The sequence below is a fragment of the Enterobacter sichuanensis genome, from assembly GCF_002939185.1.
Classification (GTDB): domain Bacteria; phylum Pseudomonadota; class Gammaproteobacteria; order Enterobacterales; family Enterobacteriaceae; genus Enterobacter; species Enterobacter sichuanensis.
Map to the genome: position 1 here is coordinate 72,130 of NZ_POVL01000015.1, position 14,758 is coordinate 86,887.

The 14,758-nt window shown below is 52.0% G+C and carries 28 protein-coding genes; 11 read left to right on the forward strand and 17 right to left on the reverse strand.

Annotated elements, in window-relative coordinates; all coding sequences use genetic code 11:
- Positions 1-17: 17 nt before the first annotated feature.
- The 14 genes from C5687_RS09125 to C5687_RS09185 form a co-directional block, all read right to left on the reverse strand.
- Positions 18-509 (reverse strand): HNH endonuclease, encoded by a 492-nt coding sequence (locus C5687_RS09125; RefSeq protein ID WP_047355337.1) that lies wholly within the window; start codon positions 507-509, stop codon positions 18-20.
- Positions 509-727: a TraR/DksA family transcriptional regulator gene (locus tag C5687_RS09130; RefSeq protein WP_104556777.1), complete on the reverse strand. Its 219-nt coding sequence runs from the start codon at positions 725-727 to the stop codon at positions 509-511. Before C5687_RS09130 ends, C5687_RS09125 begins: the two co-directional genes overlap by 1 nt.
- Positions 728-845: 118 nt before the next feature.
- The gene (locus tag C5687_RS09135; protein WP_104556778.1) at positions 846-1,616 is read right to left on the reverse strand and encodes a dcm methylase; all 771 of its coding nucleotides are present in this window, start codon (positions 1,614-1,616) and stop codon (positions 846-848) included.
- Positions 1,613-1,765: a DUF1317 family protein gene (locus C5687_RS09140; RefSeq protein WP_104556779.1), complete on the reverse strand. Its 153-nt coding sequence runs from the start codon at positions 1,763-1,765 to the stop codon at positions 1,613-1,615. The genes C5687_RS09135 and C5687_RS09140 overlap by 4 nt, the downstream gene beginning before the upstream one ends.
- Positions 1,762-2,190 (reverse strand): regulator, encoded by a 429-nt coding sequence (locus C5687_RS09145; RefSeq protein WP_104556780.1) that lies wholly within the window; start codon positions 2,188-2,190, stop codon positions 1,762-1,764. The genes C5687_RS09140 and C5687_RS09145 overlap by 4 nt, the downstream gene beginning before the upstream one ends.
- Positions 2,187-2,804, reverse strand: coding sequence for a lambda exonuclease family protein (locus C5687_RS09150; protein WP_049122792.1), 618 nt, complete (start codon positions 2,802-2,804; stop codon positions 2,187-2,189). The genes C5687_RS09145 and C5687_RS09150 overlap by 4 nt, the downstream gene beginning before the upstream one ends.
- Entirely contained in the window at positions 2,801-3,547 is a 747-nt protein-coding gene (gene bet, locus C5687_RS09155; RefSeq protein ID WP_044856898.1) for a phage recombination protein Bet, read from the reverse strand. Before bet ends, C5687_RS09150 begins: the two co-directional genes overlap by 4 nt.
- An 18-nt stretch (positions 3,548-3,565) precedes the next feature.
- Positions 3,566-3,850, reverse strand: a complete 285-nt coding sequence (gene gamL, locus C5687_RS09160) for a host nuclease inhibitor GamL (RefSeq protein WP_047727210.1) — start codon at positions 3,848-3,850, stop codon at positions 3,566-3,568.
- A 7-nt stretch (positions 3,851-3,857) separates the two neighbouring features.
- A complete protein-coding gene (locus C5687_RS09165) occupies positions 3,858-4,826 on the reverse strand; it encodes a hypothetical protein (protein WP_104556781.1) in 969 nt (322 codons plus the stop codon).
- A 104-nt stretch (positions 4,827-4,930) separates the two neighbouring features.
- Positions 4,931-5,767 carry a zf-TFIIB domain-containing protein gene (locus tag C5687_RS09170; protein ID WP_087855352.1) on the reverse strand — a complete coding sequence of 279 codons (837 nt, stop codon included), beginning with the start codon at positions 5,765-5,767 and terminating at the stop codon, positions 4,931-4,933.
- A gap of 10 nt (positions 5,768-5,777) precedes the next feature.
- Entirely contained in the window at positions 5,778-5,987 is a 210-nt protein-coding gene (locus C5687_RS09175; RefSeq protein WP_072050129.1) for a cell division protein FtsZ, read from the reverse strand.
- Entirely contained in the window at positions 5,984-6,142 is a 159-nt protein-coding gene (locus C5687_RS24875) for a hypothetical protein (protein WP_202911290.1), read from the reverse strand. Before C5687_RS24875 ends, C5687_RS09175 begins: the two co-directional genes overlap by 4 nt.
- Entirely contained in the window at positions 6,139-6,369 is a 231-nt protein-coding gene (locus tag C5687_RS09180; protein WP_104556782.1) for a hypothetical protein, read from the reverse strand. Before C5687_RS09180 ends, C5687_RS24875 begins: the two co-directional genes overlap by 4 nt.
- A 160-nt stretch (positions 6,370-6,529) precedes the next feature.
- Complete coding sequence (locus C5687_RS09185; protein ID WP_045286992.1) at positions 6,530-6,916, reverse strand: hypothetical protein; 387 nt, start codon at positions 6,914-6,916, stop codon at positions 6,530-6,532.
- A gap of 345 nt (positions 6,917-7,261) precedes the next feature.
- On the opposite strand from C5687_RS09185, the gene C5687_RS09190 reads away from it, so the two are divergent.
- Together C5687_RS09190 and C5687_RS09195 are read left to right on the forward strand one after the other, a co-directional pair.
- A complete protein-coding gene (locus C5687_RS09190) occupies positions 7,262-7,480 on the forward strand; it encodes a hypothetical protein (protein ID WP_146086274.1) in 219 nt (72 codons plus the stop codon).
- 140 nt (positions 7,481-7,620) lie between these two features.
- Positions 7,621-7,818, forward strand: a complete 198-nt coding sequence (locus C5687_RS09195; RefSeq protein WP_023294195.1) for a hypothetical protein — start codon at positions 7,621-7,623, stop codon at positions 7,816-7,818.
- 151 nt (positions 7,819-7,969) lie between these two features.
- On the opposite strand, the gene C5687_RS25225 is transcribed toward C5687_RS09195, so the two are convergent.
- The 3 genes from C5687_RS25225 to C5687_RS09205 form a co-directional block, all read right to left on the reverse strand.
- Positions 7,970-8,098 carry a hypothetical protein gene (locus C5687_RS25225; protein ID WP_255309986.1) on the reverse strand — a complete coding sequence of 43 codons (129 nt, stop codon included), beginning with the start codon at positions 8,096-8,098 and terminating at the stop codon, positions 7,970-7,972.
- Between the two features lie 13 nt (positions 8,099-8,111).
- Entirely contained in the window at positions 8,112-8,474 is a 363-nt protein-coding gene (locus C5687_RS09200; RefSeq protein WP_023294194.1) for a hypothetical protein, read from the reverse strand.
- A gap of 350 nt (positions 8,475-8,824) precedes the next feature.
- On the reverse strand, positions 8,825-9,592 hold the full coding sequence (locus tag C5687_RS09205; protein ID WP_104556784.1) for a S24 family peptidase: 768 nt from the start codon (positions 9,590-9,592) through the stop codon (positions 8,825-8,827).
- 84 nt (positions 9,593-9,676) lie between these two features.
- Between C5687_RS09205 and C5687_RS09210 the strand changes: the two genes are divergently transcribed.
- The 9 genes from C5687_RS09210 to C5687_RS09265 all read left to right on the forward strand — a co-directional run bounded on the left by C5687_RS09210 (position 9,677) and on the right by C5687_RS09265 (position 14,656).
- On the forward strand, positions 9,677-9,922 hold the full coding sequence (locus tag C5687_RS09210; RefSeq protein ID WP_045354765.1) for a helix-turn-helix domain-containing protein: 246 nt from the start codon (positions 9,677-9,679) through the stop codon (positions 9,920-9,922).
- Positions 9,923-9,960: 38 nt separating this feature from the next.
- On the forward strand, positions 9,961-10,182 hold the full coding sequence (locus tag C5687_RS09215; RefSeq protein WP_104556785.1) for a CII family transcriptional regulator: 222 nt from the start codon (positions 9,961-9,963) through the stop codon (positions 10,180-10,182).
- Between the two features lie 82 nt (positions 10,183-10,264).
- Positions 10,265-11,386: a replication protein gene (locus C5687_RS24740; RefSeq protein WP_158252220.1), complete on the forward strand. Its 1,122-nt coding sequence runs from the start codon at positions 10,265-10,267 to the stop codon at positions 11,384-11,386.
- Positions 11,387-11,388: 2 nt separating this feature from the next.
- Positions 11,389-12,243 carry an ATP-binding protein gene (locus tag C5687_RS09230; RefSeq protein ID WP_238380461.1) on the forward strand — a complete coding sequence of 285 codons (855 nt, stop codon included), beginning with the start codon at positions 11,389-11,391 and terminating at the stop codon, positions 12,241-12,243.
- Positions 12,244-12,414: 171 nt separating this feature from the next.
- Positions 12,415-12,759 carry a winged helix-turn-helix transcriptional regulator gene (locus C5687_RS09240; RefSeq protein WP_104556787.1) on the forward strand — a complete coding sequence of 115 codons (345 nt, stop codon included), beginning with the start codon at positions 12,415-12,417 and terminating at the stop codon, positions 12,757-12,759.
- Positions 12,756-13,289: a phiTE_015 family protein gene (locus C5687_RS24880; RefSeq protein WP_202911291.1), complete on the forward strand. Its 534-nt coding sequence runs from the start codon at positions 12,756-12,758 to the stop codon at positions 13,287-13,289. Before C5687_RS09240 ends, C5687_RS24880 begins: the two co-directional genes overlap by 4 nt.
- Positions 13,286-13,705, forward strand: coding sequence for a hypothetical protein (locus tag C5687_RS25035; RefSeq protein WP_104556788.1), 420 nt, complete (start codon positions 13,286-13,288; stop codon positions 13,703-13,705). The genes C5687_RS24880 and C5687_RS25035 overlap by 4 nt, the downstream gene beginning before the upstream one ends.
- Before the next feature lie 4 nt (positions 13,706-13,709).
- Complete coding sequence (locus C5687_RS25040) at positions 13,710-14,417, forward strand: hypothetical protein (protein ID WP_238380462.1); 708 nt, start codon at positions 13,710-13,712, stop codon at positions 14,415-14,417.
- Positions 14,414-14,656: a hypothetical protein gene (locus C5687_RS09265; protein WP_146086275.1), complete on the forward strand. Its 243-nt coding sequence runs from the start codon at positions 14,414-14,416 to the stop codon at positions 14,654-14,656. Before C5687_RS25040 ends, C5687_RS09265 begins: the two co-directional genes overlap by 4 nt.
- The last annotated feature ends 102 nt before the right edge of the window (positions 14,657-14,758 follow it).

A 14,758-nucleotide genomic window follows, 5' to 3' on the forward strand; every position in this document is an offset into this window, starting at 1 on the left:
CGCGCAGCGATCTGTATTTATCGTGCTGAAAATTCGCCGAAGTGAGTTTCTTCACCTTTTTTTCTGGCCGCTATCGCATCTTCTTTTTGCTTAAAATATCCGAGGCTTTTCATTTTTCCGTTCACCTTTATGTGGGCTCGCCACTTTCCTCTTCTCTCCTCATAAGAAACTCCTGCGACACCGGATGTGTTGTTTGATGCGACGGAACGATTCATGGTGTTTTGGAGTGGGGTTACTTCGCGCAAATTGCAGAATCTGTTGTCTCGAGGGTTTCTGTTTATGTGGTCTATGTAACTTTTCGGCCAACTTCCAGTCATGAGAAGAAATGCGATTCGGTGGGCCTTAATAAGCTTCCTGTGCACCTGGATGGTGAGATACCCAAGCCTGTCAGTATTTCCTGCTAAATTTCCGGCAGACTGATTTCCCCATTTGATCTTCCATCTAAACTCACCAGTTTCCGGATTGTAAGAAAGCAGTTTTTCTACCTCCTCACGAGTGATATCTGGCATCACATCCCCCTCTGCTTATTCCTCAATTCGATAACACCCTGGCACTCTGCGCACGTCTTGCAGCCGGGAACGGCAGCGCGTCGCGGCTCGGGAATTGGTTCGTCGCATTCTTCACAGTGCTCAGCTGATACGGCGTTGCGGTTTACTCGGTGAGCGGAGAGTGCAGCGTTACGCTGAAGCTCTTCTTTCTCTGCTGCGGTGTCGATGATGTCGGCCATGGTCAATGCTCCATGAACTGTCGGTTAATTCGGTTGAAGGTGAACGCCAGCAATAAAAAAGGCCGCGATAGCGACCTGGCGATTAGCGCCATGATACTGGCGTTGTCAGTTTCTGGCGTCATGCGGCCTCCCGTTTATCTTTGAGGTGAGGTGCGTTCGAAAGAAAAACCGCTTTCGCAAAGCCAAGAGGAGTTGCGCTTCGAATGTTGGCGCGTTCGTCACTGGGTGGGCATTCGTGAATGCGGTTGTCCGGATACCAGTCAGTTACCAATCCTGCGAAAGATGTTCCAGATAGGGAACCGACCGCCTTCTTCTTCGACACCATCCGGCCGCAGGCCAGCTTCACGGCGTCGATAGCAGCTTCCACCATCGGGTGCATATTCTCTGCGGGCGCCTTGAAGCCGTTACCCATCCAGAGGCAGGTCTGCTTCGTATAGTTATCATTCGCGCACAGCCCAGTGAACTGGTACGGATGGAACGTGTAATCGGACGAACCGAAGATGCTACTGAACACGCTCACCGGGTTTTCGAATGCCCACGGGCAGCCGGCCGCCAAGCCAGTCATCCTGCATTGCTCGGCGACCAGCGCGGCCTTGGCTTGAAAGTGAGGGTCTTTTGCTCGTTTAGCCTCGAACCACCGGGAACCAGAGACCGCAACCTCAGTGCATGGCGGAAAGCCCATGACCATGGTGACGTTCTCAGAGCGGATGATTTGAGATAGCCGCGGCATTGCCTCAAGGATGGTTGACGATATGCGCTCAACAGGACCGTCGATCGAAGTCTCTGGATGCTGCGGGTCAACCAATACCGCACGGTAACCGGCTTCAACCCATGGTTCAGACATGACGCCAGTGATATCGCACAGGCAGATAATGGTACCTTTGCTCATGCCGCCCCCTGCCTTTCCCGATATTCCTCAGCGAGCCGCTGCGCCTTTAATGGATTGCTGACCGCTTCACCCCATGGCATTAGCCAACCTTTACCAATGAAGGGAAGGCATAGTGTGCCAACCCTGATGTCGTCGTGAGCGTGAGTCATAGGATGGACTCCATTTCGTCGATGTAGAGGCCTGCGGCAATCAGGCGGCGACGGCGGGCGGCACGTTCAATGCACTCCTGCCGTCTGCCTTCCTGCGATTGCTCTATGGCGCGTCGGGTGAACAGCCGCGATTTACCTTGCGGCGTTACAACCTTCGGTTTCGTCACGAGGCTAAATGTCCGGTCACAGATGCCGTCCTCATTGAGCCATTTCTCCGATTCAACTATCTTCGCTATCTGCCCGGAGCCGCGGGTAATGCCATTGGCCACCCGGTTAAACTCGATGAGCGTTACGCCAAACTTCTCGGCGATTTCGCTGCCGGTGACCGGGCGGCCGCGCGTCTGAATCATCCAGATAACGCGCTCACGGAGGCCGGAGAATTGCCCGGTTCGCCCGGGCCTGCGGTAGAAGGGTGTGCGTTTCATGCTGCACGCTCTGTGATTTTCTGAATTTCAGATTCCAGATCTGCAATGAAGCTCTTAACCTCAGACTCGATTTCGCGCGCCAGCTCTTCATCGAAATGAATGCGCTTCTTGAAATAGGCGAGGTCAGGCGGCAGGCGATCATCGAAACTAACGAAATCACACCATTTCCGCCCGGTGCACATCATCTGCGCATGCATTTGCAGCATGTACTGGCGCTTTGGCTCGCCAGTTTTCAGCGTTTCAAGATGGGTCCAGGTGTTGGGGCATTTGATTTCGATAAGCCCGTCGTCGTTGACAAGTCCGTCCGGGCTGGCTGCGAATCCGGGTATGGTTGGGTGATCGATGAGTCCAATTTCAGTGATTGCCGCATCGAACTCATTCAGCGCGTACATTTCGCGCGCCACTGGCTCAAGTTCAGTGCCGCGCATCATCGCGGCATTCGAAAACCCTTCCTCCAGCTTCCCGGTCAGCCGTTGGCAAATCAGCTCGGCCATGTAGTTCTGGCGGCTGGTGGAGTAGCCCGACTTAGTCCTGGCCATGACATCAGCCAGGCGACTGGCTGTGACCTTGCCGCAGCGCGCAGCAAACCATTCAGGGGTGCGTTGCTCCATCATTCAGCCTCCGTCTCTGCGACATTGACAGGTTCGGCGTTGTCGACAGCGAGACTCATGTCGTACATGCGTCGCTTCTCAACTGCGCCGATAACCTGCTTCTCTTCAGCGCTCAGCGCCACCCAGAACTCCTGATACTTGACTGTTCCAAGGCGCGCGGCGGACTCACCTTTTGCGATCAGATCCGGGCGACGGCTATCTGATTCATGACCCGCATGAACCTCTGCCGTTGTTCCTTCAATCACTCGCTCTGCCTCGTCCTGGTCGAAGATGCCAGCGAAACCAAAGGCCAGGCGTGCGCATTGGATAAGCGTCTTGTGGCGAAGCATGCGGGTAGGGTGGGACTGCCATGGCTGAGTGTTGCGTTTGCACTCGCCCATGTACTCGGTAACGATTGTCGGGTGCTTTCGGTCCTTGCGGTAAATCTTGCAGGTGCACGCGCCTTCTTCTTTGTCGTAAGAGAACTCCATGCCGTCAAACTGAGGATGCTCGTTGATAATGCGAGCCCATCCATCAACGCCGACGACCGGGACAATCCCTCCTTTATCTGGGAAGGCATAAATCTCTTTTGTCCATGGGTTCAGGCCGTACTGGTTGGCGACGATCAACAGGGCTGTAAACTGCTCGTCCGTGACGTTGCCACCTTTGAACGCTGTATTCTTCAGCGTATTCATCAGGTCTGTACCGGCATCCATGCCGAGGCGTGCGGCCAGTTTCCCGGCCATGGTGGAAAGTGCAGTACTCATTGTTAAATCCCTCAAAAATTAAAACGGGCAGCCGGTACGGTGTTCCCAGTCGTATTCCGCCTGGGCGTAAGCAACTGCCGAAATGAAATCGTTGTAGGCCTCGCCAGCTTTATCGCTGCGAAGCCCTTCGTATGGACTGGAGTCAATCGGGACAGTGAAGTGGAAGAGGCCGGACGGCTCTTTTGGCATCATGTCGATGATTTTCTGCGCCCGGTCGTCGATCCACTTCTCTTTCTCGTCGGTGAGCTGCTGCTCAACCCAACGCCGATCTTCGATTCGGTCGTAAGTGAGGTATGCGTTCATGGCTGCCTCAATATTTGATGTGCGCGTCCTGCACTTTTCCGCCAGCGATAGCCAGCATTGCTTTCTGCGCGAATTCTTCGGGGATACCCTGAGCGATCAGGTCTGCGATGACGCGACGGTTGATGGTGCGGAGGTGCTCTTTGTCCGCGGCGCGACGCGCTTCTTCTTCCGCTTTACGCTGTTCTTCGGCCAGACGTGCGGCTTCTGCCTCTTCCAGGCGGCGGCGCTCCGCGGCTACGGCTTCTTCTTTTTCGCGGCGAGCACGCGCTTCCGCTTCCTGTTTCTCGCGTGCCGCACGCTGTTCAGCCTCGATGCGCTGGCGTTCTGCCAGCTCAGCACGGGCTTTCTCTTCAGCTTCGCGACGCGCTGCGGCTTCAATCTCCGCTTTGTGCTTCGCTTCGGCATCGCGGCGGGCTTGTTCTGCCGCTTCTCGCTTAATGCGTTCTTCGTGCTCACGTTGAGCCTGTTCCGCCTGGCGGCGCTGCTCTTCGCGGTCACGGTCGAAATCCTTGTTCATCAACAGAGCCATTTCGTGGTCTGCTTCGAACTGAATAGCCCGCTGTAGATCGATGCTCTCGTTCATCACCAGCGCTTCAGCGTGCAGCGCGTTCATGGCTTCTTCAGCCTTAATGCGTTCCTGCTCGGCTTCCCATTCGGTGAGTGGGCGGCGGGTGGCATCGCGCAGCTCGTCACAGGCATCAACGAAACGCTTAATTTCGGCCTCAGCCGGGCGCACAGCCTCTTTCAGGCGCTTCAGGTACTCACGGCCCGGCTTTTCAATTGCCGTCTTGCTGCGGGACACCTGCGCCGCCAGAGAGGCGACACGGTCACGACCTTTCTTCGTGGACAGGTCCGGCACTTCGTTTACTGCCTGGCGGATTTGCTCAAGGTAAGCATCAAGGCCGCCAGCTACGTAAAGCACTGGCGCCTGCTCCGGCTTGATTTCGATGACAGTTAAGTCCGTTACTTCGCTCATGGTTTCTCCTGAAATTTGGATGTGCAGATGCCGCCCTCTGGTGACAGGCAGCAATTGAATTAGTTAAGGGTTATTTGCCGGGTAATCTGAAAATGCGTATATGGTTAGTTGATTGCTTCGTTAAGCATTTTCTCTATAGCCAGCTTGCCATCATTTATCTGAGCAACTTGCTTATCGAAGTTCTCCTGGTAGTGGGCAAGATTCTTTTCCGATGCAGAGAAGAGACGTTCTTTGATTTTTTGTAACTCATCCCTGCTGAAAACAATACCCATATTGCGGCACTTTTTGACATCATCAATGCTCAGGCCGTTACCATTGAGTTTTTCCATGGCAATGCGCTTAACACACTGCCTGGCTTCTTCAATGGTCTTGTAGAACTCAACTGTATCGCTTCCTCCACTGCCATCTGAATAGCGATTTACTCGTAAAGCGACATCTCCATTTGTGCTACCTAAAAGTGATAGGCACTTGATGCCTTCAAAGTTTTTACGCCCATAGTAGTTGTCAATTGAAGACATAAAATCTTCATATCTTTCTATGGACGGCACACCGTAATCACGACGAATGGCAAATTTAACCTGCCCGGTCATTACATCTGCGAAATGGTCCAGGTCAGCAGCATTGATATGTTCTGAGAACGCTTTGACCTGCTTAACCATTTCTCTCCAGAAGCTTAATGTGTTCTGTAGGTTGCTAATTTCCGAGTTGATCTTCTCAATTTTCAACTTCGCATCAGCAAGGGCTTTTTCTTGTTTTGCTTTTTCACGAGAAGACCATGTTTCAACTGGCTGGTCATGTAGGCTCTTTACCACAAAACGCTCGCCACCAGGGATTTCATCACCCTGCTGCGTGACAAACACTTCCTGGACGATCGTTTCCTGATTATTCAGCGCACCAACGACAACGACCTTACGGCCGTCAGAAAGAAATTTAGTTTCCATGACAAAGTCCTTAATGGGTAAGAGGGTTGCCGTGACCGTCCAGAAGTACGTCAATCACGCAGTCACTGAGGCGGATGATTTCTGCATCGGTGTGCAGGTACACCCATTTGCGCTCTTGAATGACTGCTGAGACTCGATAGGTGCGGCCTTCATGCATTGCCATCATGCCAGGAGTGACGCACTGACGAATGAGCGGGGTGGTGCCGTAGTGCGACATCATTTTTTACCCTCCACCTGAGCCAGTAGGCCAGAAACGTGCATCTGCCAGCGGTTAAGCGTCATCTTTTCACGCGGGTTCGATACCGACGTCAGCTGCCACTCGTTATCGTTGAGCTTTTTGGCGGTGTACTGCTTGCTGTTGTGGGTGACTGTCATGAGGCCTCCCGGGCGCGGAGCATTGCGTCGGCAAGCATGTATGAGTGCTTCGCAACTTCATCGGCATTGCCTGCAACAATAGGGTGAGTGCACGACTCCGGATAACTTGCCAGCCAGCCAGACAATGCTTTTGCAGCGAAGTAGTCGCGCAGCGTCATTCCCTCAATAGGATAATTGTGCTCACTACCTGCGACCGGAAATGCCGGACCGCCATTTTTAATGGTCATAAATCCTCTTGGCCTTATCGCGGCGAACGGAACGGTTAATACAAGACTTCAACGCATTTATTCAGTGTTTCAATGGGCGGTGGATAGCCGCCGATTGTCATAAATGGGCAGACTCGAAAATCTGCCTATGTATGGCCGATAAAAAACCCGCCGGAGCGGGTTACTTGATGAGTGAGGCTGCGTATTCGAGGAGATATAACTTCGGAGCCAGCCAGATTTTCAGCCAGTCGAAGTTAAACCAGAAGCCAATGAACATAACCAGTGAGGCGATTCCACCACCAATAATCCAAAATACACACATGGCGTCGCCGAATTCATCGAGCGGACCATGAGCAACCTTGTGCGCCGCCTTTAGTGATGACCACGCAAATAAAATGATGAAAATGATGGCAAAGACCTGAAACAATGCAGAACTAACAGCATTCCAAACCAGCAACTGGTGCACAACGTCTGGTATCTGCGCCTGACTGAATGCCACCGCTGAATCAATCCCGTCACTCGCCTTCTGTAGAAGCTCAACGAGTATTTTGTTTGCCTTCTCATCCATACTATTACCCTCTGTCGTTACCCGCTGATGCGGGAGAAATGTTTTGGTGGTGAGCACAGCCGGGCGACTAACTCCGGTCGCGTACTCATTGCCAAGCGCCTTCGCCGAGAAGGTTTGCTTCTGCACTCACCCCAAAACATTCCACGAAGTGCCCCGGCATAATCCGGGGCTAAATGTTGGTTTTCAGTCGTCACTGTTACCTGTTACATAACTCCTCCGATACGGTGCGCCGCGTCGAAAAGGGTGGCAGCGGCTAGCCAGGAACTTTCGAAATGCTTTGGTGATTGGATGGCCGGTGCTGATCTCCGGCTTGCTGAGTTCTCACTCAATCTCATGGTGTCGGCTATGCCGTCTTTACGCTTTCGCACCGTAGCGCATCAGCCTGCGCATTCACCCAATCCCAAAACATTCCAGATACGCACCATTGCCGCTCTCCCTGAGCCCGCCGGGCGTCCGACGCATGGTTTACTGTCGCGCCGTTCGACTGACCGAATCTCAACTTCGCCGCTGGCTAACTTCGCTCAGCTGTCGATGTTTCGTTTCGATGGGTTGATTATTAACTAGTGGTTATTTTCAGTCAATAACCAATGGTTAATTATTTTTGTGTTGGTTAATAAGGTTATGATTTTTTGGTTAATTTAGTTTGGTTATGAATTTACTCGGTACGTGATATGCTGCAAAAAACATCAAAAAGGAGTGGTGAGATGGATTTGGATGAAGAAAGAGTGAACATGATGGTTCACGCCATGGGGCGGGCGGTGATGGAATTGTCACTGGCTGATTTACCCATGACCCAGCAAAACATCATCGACAAGCTGGAACGGTACCGGAAGGAAACGGGAAACGTGATAGGTAAGGGTGTGAACAGGGATGCAGCTGAGATAGTGCGGAAAGGGCAATAAAAAAGCCCGCACGGGCGGGCAGGTAGTGTTGCGATAGTTATTGTTATCAGCTTCAGGCTGAATAGTTATCGGCAGAATGGCGGATAGCTTTATGGGTGGGCAATAAAAAACCCGGCTCGGTGGCCGGGTCTTTACAAATCTGATTTAAAAATCAGGCAGCTTTTTGTGAATGACTGATTCGAGCTTCAAAGTCGCGGCGTAGATTTTGAACGCGCTCTACACATCCGCGCATTTCAGCCAAAAGCTTACTTACGGTAGCATAGTCAAACTCTTTAGTCATTTTGATCCCCTCATTAAATATAAGGCTCTACATCAAGGGCTGCTATAGCTGCGCATAGTGCGTCAGGGTCATCAGCGTCGATGGCTTGAGCCAGGTCATTAGCCAGTGTTAGTAACTTGTCGATGTCAGCGATTTCGCCAGTTTTGTCCACGAGAAAGTGCGGCGCAAGGGCACAACACACATCTCGGAACATTCTCAATTCTGCGACAACATTTGAAAACGTTGGATCCTTCTTGCGAAGGTCTACCAGAGGTGCCACTTTAGCGGTTTTCAACATTGCGCTAATTTCGCCAATCATTGTTCCATGCAGGCGATTGAACTCATCAACAGCCTGATCGTGGAGGCGCTGATTGATTGGCAGTACGTTTTGGGTCACTAACTATACTCCTTATATAGGATCTCTCCAACCGTTTTTCAATGCGAATTGGACGATTTCCGCTCAATAAGCACGATTTAGCAATGTATTAATTGACTTTGACTGGAAACATCTCTATATCGCGCGCACATTATGAATATACATAAAATCGGTAGAATGAACACAAACTTTATGATGATTTTCATCAATCACTGAGAATGATGATCACTATCACACCAGCCGCAGCTTCGTCTCTATCCAAAAGTCTCATCAGGCCACCATAAGCACGATCGCAACAACCGAGAGCAAAGTAACCACGCCTACTATCAGATATTCTCTCATCACCCAAACACCTCATCAGGCCACTAAAATTATCGGCGATATCGCAATACCGAGTACCAGAACACAAAACCGATTATCTCGACATCTGCCTCATCGGCCTCTTCGTCGTCATAATCACGATTAATGCTTCTGATTAGAATTTTTCCGCCTGGTTTGCGATAAAGTTGCTTGATGCGCTTCAGATCTCCCTGGTTGATGGCGTAGAGTTCGCCGTCAATAATCCGCTTGTTGCCTGTATCTACTGCTACCGTTGCGCCGTCGGGAATAACGGGCTCCATGCTGTCACCAGAAGCGGGAAAGCAAAGCACTCCAGAACCATCACTATTGGCTCCAACTCGACGGAGCGTTGCTTTTGAAAAGCGCAATTTAAAACCGTTGTGATCCTCATCGTGTACTCGTCCATCACCACACGCAAACTCGATATCCTTCAGAAACGGTACTTCCACCTCATCGTCAGGTAGGGGGGTATTTTTGTCCCAAGCGTCGACAGTTCCCCACTCAGACTCTGGCGGGATGGATGATTCCCTAAGGATCTCAGGTTCAGGCTCATTTCTTCCATATTCCAGCCAGTCAGGCCTAACCCCAAGCCAACGGCTAAGGGCTAGGATATTGGTTTGGTCTGGTATTGCTGATGCGTTAAGCCACTTCCAGATCCCTGGCTCAGATACAGCAATCCCTTGGGACTTCATAGCCTCTCTGATCCTGCCCGCCTGCCCACGACCACCCACGCCAGCATCAAGCAATGCAGCGCGAAGTCTCTTAGAAAATTCTTCTTTTAAATCGTCTTTTTTAACCATTCGTTAATTATCGATTAGAGTTGACATAACTGTCAGTTAAGATATAACCTTAACCCGTAGTTAATATAGTTAACGGAAAACACTATGAACCCAATGCAATTTGCAATCGAAGCTGTAGGTGGTCAAACCGCTGCTGCGCGCCTGTGTGGCCTATCGAATGTTGCTATTCACAAGTGGGTGAAGAACGCGGCGCTGCCTCGTACTGAGTACACAGAGAAAACCAACTATTCGCAGCTTTTGGCTGACGCATCAAGGGGGCAGTTTACGGCTGAATGGCTCCGTCAAGCAGCTAATCCTGACCGAATTAAACAAGATTCACATGCCGCCTGACAGGCGGCCCTAACCATAAATCACAGGAATTATCACAAATGGAAAAATCAATTACACGCAACAAAGCGGAGGCACGACGAATTGAGAGTTGGGTGCAGCGTCAAATCGCTGATCTGGGTACCGCCCGGATAGCCGAAGTGGCTGGCATCAACAAATCCACAGTCAGCCGGTGGCGGGAGAACCTGGTACCGAACATGTCGCTGCTGCTGGCCATCCTGATTTCTAACCGGGATGGAGTGAAGGGAGATTTTGAAGCATGAACGCAGAAAGGGCGAAAGCCGAGGTGCTGGAACACCAACGGCTTTCAGGTGGAATTAACTGGATCAATTCACAGGAGCAATTATGGCAAACACTGCCGAAGTAATCAATTTCCCTGTGCCTGACGTGGCACCTAAGGAGCCGCGCGTGGCAGATCTTGATGATGGCTATACGCGCATCGCCAATGAACTTCTGGAGGCTGTCATGCTGGCTGGATTGTCTCAGCATCAGCTGCTGGTCTTCATGGCAGTAATGCGCAAAACATACGGTTTCAACAAAAAGGCGGATTGGGTCAGTAATGATCAGTTATCTGCCATGACCGGCCTGGCCGCCACTCGCTGCTCAACAGCGAAAAACGAGCTAATCCGCAAGTCAGTTTTGACACAGTCCGGTCGTCATGTCGGCATAAACAAGATGATTTCAGAATGGCAGATAAGTAAGCCAGAGCGCAGGCGTGAATACGGGGCTACAAAAAACAAGGCCGGGTATATTTATGTTTTTGCTGAAAGTGAATGCGGGCCTGTAAAGATAGGCTTTACCACCAGAAAGTCTGAAGAGAGACTGAAAGAGGTTCGACACTACTTTGACGGCAAGAACCCTAAGGTTTTCTTCGTGTCTCCTTTCAGCCTTCATGCTGGCGCAATGGAACCAGTAATTCACGAAAATCTCAAGGCACAGATGATACGCGGAGAGATGTTCGACATCCAGGTTTCACAAGCGGTTGAAAACATTTCTGCCGTGATGGAAACATTTCAACCGTCAGGGAAGGAAAGTTTTACACCGTGTGGGAATGACATTTTCAGCCAGGGTGGAAACACAAAAGACAAACATACAAAAGACAATAAAGACAATATTAATAAACCCCCTAAATCCCCCAAACCGGCTTCGTTCGATCCGGCTGGCGTTGAGCTTCCTGAATGGCTGTCAGTTTCAGTCTGGAAGTCATGGGTCGATTATCGTCGCGACCTGAAGAAACCGATCAAGTCTCAGCAGACGGTTACCCAGGCCATCAACCTGCTCGAGCGTTGCAAGTGCAGCGGATATCAGCCTGAAGAAATCATCAACCAGAGCATTGCGAACGGCTGGCAGGGATTGTTTGAGCCTAAGGGCGCCAAGCAGCCTTCCCGTACTCCGTCACGCGTATCTGAGAACTTCGCTGGCAAGGACTATGGCCAGACTGAAATTCCTGCATGGGCGAGGGACTGATTATGGAACTGCTCGAAAAAATCGACGCTATCGAAAAAATGCTGGAGGTTCTCGGAAGGGCTCCAGAGCAACTTCCTAACTGCGAGACCGTCTGCGAAACAGTGCTGTGCGAGAAGCATGGCGAGTACGAACAGCGTAAACGCGTTCTTACCAGCAGCCTGATAAAACTACCGTCACCGCCGACTCGCTGCCCGGGCTGCCTGCGCGATGAGTTGACCTTCCTGTATGCCGAGAAAAAGCGCTGGGAAGACCGCACGCGCCAGCAGAACATCGATCGCCTGCTTCGCCAGCTCGAAATCCCTGAGCGCTTTGTTACGTGCACGCTGGAAAACTACCAGCCGGTTGGCAAAGAGTCAGAGCGCGCGCTGCGTGTTTGCCAGGCTTATGCCGCAAAGTGGCCCGAGCGCCTGAAGCAGGGTGGAGGGCTGGTGATGTGCGGCAAGCCGGGAACCGGTAAAAACCACCTCGCCCTGGCGATCGCCCGTTATGTCATTGAGAACCACCAGAGCCCGGTAATTTTCACCACCGCGCTGAAGATTGCCCGTGAGTTCAAATCAACGTGGTCGAAAACAGCGACGCGCTGCGAGAACGACGTGATTTCGCACTTCACCACCCCGGACCTGCTGATCATCGACGAGGTCGGCGTCCAGTTCGGCAGCGAAGCCGAGAAGCTGATCATGTTCGAAATCATCAACACCCGGTACGAGCGGATGAAGCCGACCATCCTGATCAGCAACCAGACCAAAGAAGAACTGGCGGCGTTCGTGAGTGAGCGCGTTATTGACCGCATGAGCGATGGCGGCGGGTGCACGCTGTCATTCACCTGGGATTCTTACCGTTCCAAGGGGGCAGCGTGAAAGCATGCAGCGATGACTATGTCGTTATCAACCAGTATTCGAAAGGGGATGCAGCCTGGATAGAGCGCGTTGATACCGATGAAAAGCGAAAAGCACTTTACAAATCGAGTTGGGAAATAGCCGTAATCTCGCTCGCAATCGTTCGTGAATATGGGATCCGGAGGGTAGGCAATGACCATAACAATCCGTGAGCAGGTGCTGGCAGCCCTGCGCAACAACCCGGGCCTGAACAACGCCAAACTGGCAGCGTTTATCGGCATGGACACCAAAAAGATATCCGGGACGATTAGCACGCTGCTGGCAGACGGGCTGATCAGCTGCGAAGGAAAATACGGCCAGCGCCTGTACAGCCTGACCAGTTACGGCATGCGCTTTGCCCCTGACACGATACCGGGCATGAAGCAGGGCAAGTCGAAGTTAATTCAGCGGACGGACACGAACGTGATCTGCCAGGAGTGCCGCAACAGTCCGGCGATGAAACGAATTTTGATGGTTTGGGGGAGGGTAGGGGTATGAGCAGCAGAGAAGCGTTTGAAGCATGGGTTGATTCTAACTTCCCATTCAAAAAAGACCGTTTTGACTTGTTTAGAGGGGAATATAAAAGCCAGTTTACTAAACAGCTCTGGCAATCATGGCAGGCGAGCCGTGAAGGTCTGGATGCAAAACTCAAATCCGCAGAAAACAACGATGTTGATGCACGATTCCATGTCGCCGAACTCGAAGCCAAGTGCGCGGCGCTGGCTGCGGAGAATGCGGGGCTGCGGGAATACCGCCCACAACCGAGCGGTGCGGCGATGATGGAGGCTCTTGATGCCTTCTATGAGTACCACGAGGATGTGCCGGAGCAGGGGATGATGGCAGCATTTGAAATACTTTGCTGCAAGCGACCAAAAATACCAGCTACCGACACCTTCCTTGCTGAAGTGCGGTCGCAGGGTGTCGAGATGTTTGCTTCCAGCCTGAAGGTTGCTGGTGGCGGTGAGCATCCATATTCAACGGTGGCTAACGAGTTCGCCGCCAAACTTCGCCAGGAGGCAGCCCAATGAGCAACATCAACAAACAGGCGCAATACGAATCGAAGTTTTCACGCCTATGGGAGCGTTACGACGAAGCAAGTCACGGGAATGCCGAGCAAATGCGCGACATCCTGGAAGTGACGCTCGACGCCCTTGAATCCGCAGAGAGGCAAATCCTCAGGCTGGAAAAGCTGGCAGAGGCTGAATCTGTAGGCGCAGATAAAGCTGCGACATCTGGTGTTGAATGGATGAAACGATACCATGCCGCAGAGAAGCGCATCGCTGAACTGGAGGGGCGTGAGGTTGTACTTCCGAGTGCGCACGATGTTCACCCATTAGGGCCGCAGTCGGCGAAAATTTTTTGTGAGTTTCACCGGAGTATCGTGAACAGATGCGCCGATGAGATTCGTAAGGTTGGCGTCAAAGTCAGCATCAAGGGGAATTAGGGATATGGCTGAATTAACCAAAGAATGGCTCCTGAAGACAATCGCGGAGCTTGAAGAAGAGCGCGATGCTGTGACAGGAGTAGTAAACGAAGATGCGGCTATGGCGCTTGCTGCGATGAAGCTGGCGCTGGCATCGCTCGAAGCGGAGAAAGGTGCCGAGCCGGTGGCGAAGGTTGAGACTGTTGGGGTTTGTTGGTACGCAGATAACGGTGTGCCTCGCAAACCTGCTGTTGGTACAGAGCTATTCGCCGCTCCCCCAGCACCGGTAGCAATGAAAGACCATCAAATTCGTGACCTGGTAAATGAGTTGCGCGATATCGCCGTCGAGTATTACGGCACGCAGCAACTACGCGAACGCATCGCTAAGACAGTTCGCGCCGCCATGCTTCATGGTGCCGAACCTGTAACGACGGCTTACAAGTTGCCATTCGAGCAGTGGCTTTCTCAGCAGACAGGCACCATTGACGTCGAATGTGGATGCGTGATGACGGAGGTGTTTTTCCACTGGTTGCGTATTGCTTATGAGGCTGGCAACTCTCCGGTGATTCCGGATGGTTTGGTTGCGGTGCCGGTTGAACCTACGATAGCCATTCTAGACGAATTCGACTCGATTATTGATTACGGCGCTGAGGATTCTAAGGATGCGTGGAGTCGTCTTCTGGCAGCCGCTTGGATTAAATCGCTGCCAGCAGCGCCGCAGCAGGAGGCATGATGTACGACAAATATACTCTCAATCGCAGCGACGCAATGGAGTGGCTGGCTGAGCATTACCCAGTCTTTCCAGACAAGATGCCAGATGTGCCCCTAAAGGCTGACTGGTGTAGTGCCAACCTGTTTATGGGGTGGGGTTTCGTGATTTTGCTCGATGGCACCCTGGTGTTTGCTGACTGCCTATCGCCTCCAATCCGGGCGGAAGACATGGCAGGCTTCAAATTGCCAGATTTGGTGTAACTGCCATACAAGCGATATGGGAATCCCCATATCGACAGCCAGGGCCTCTCCGGAGGCCTTTTTCTCGCGTTGATTTTGTTGAATCAACCGTCCATAATCATG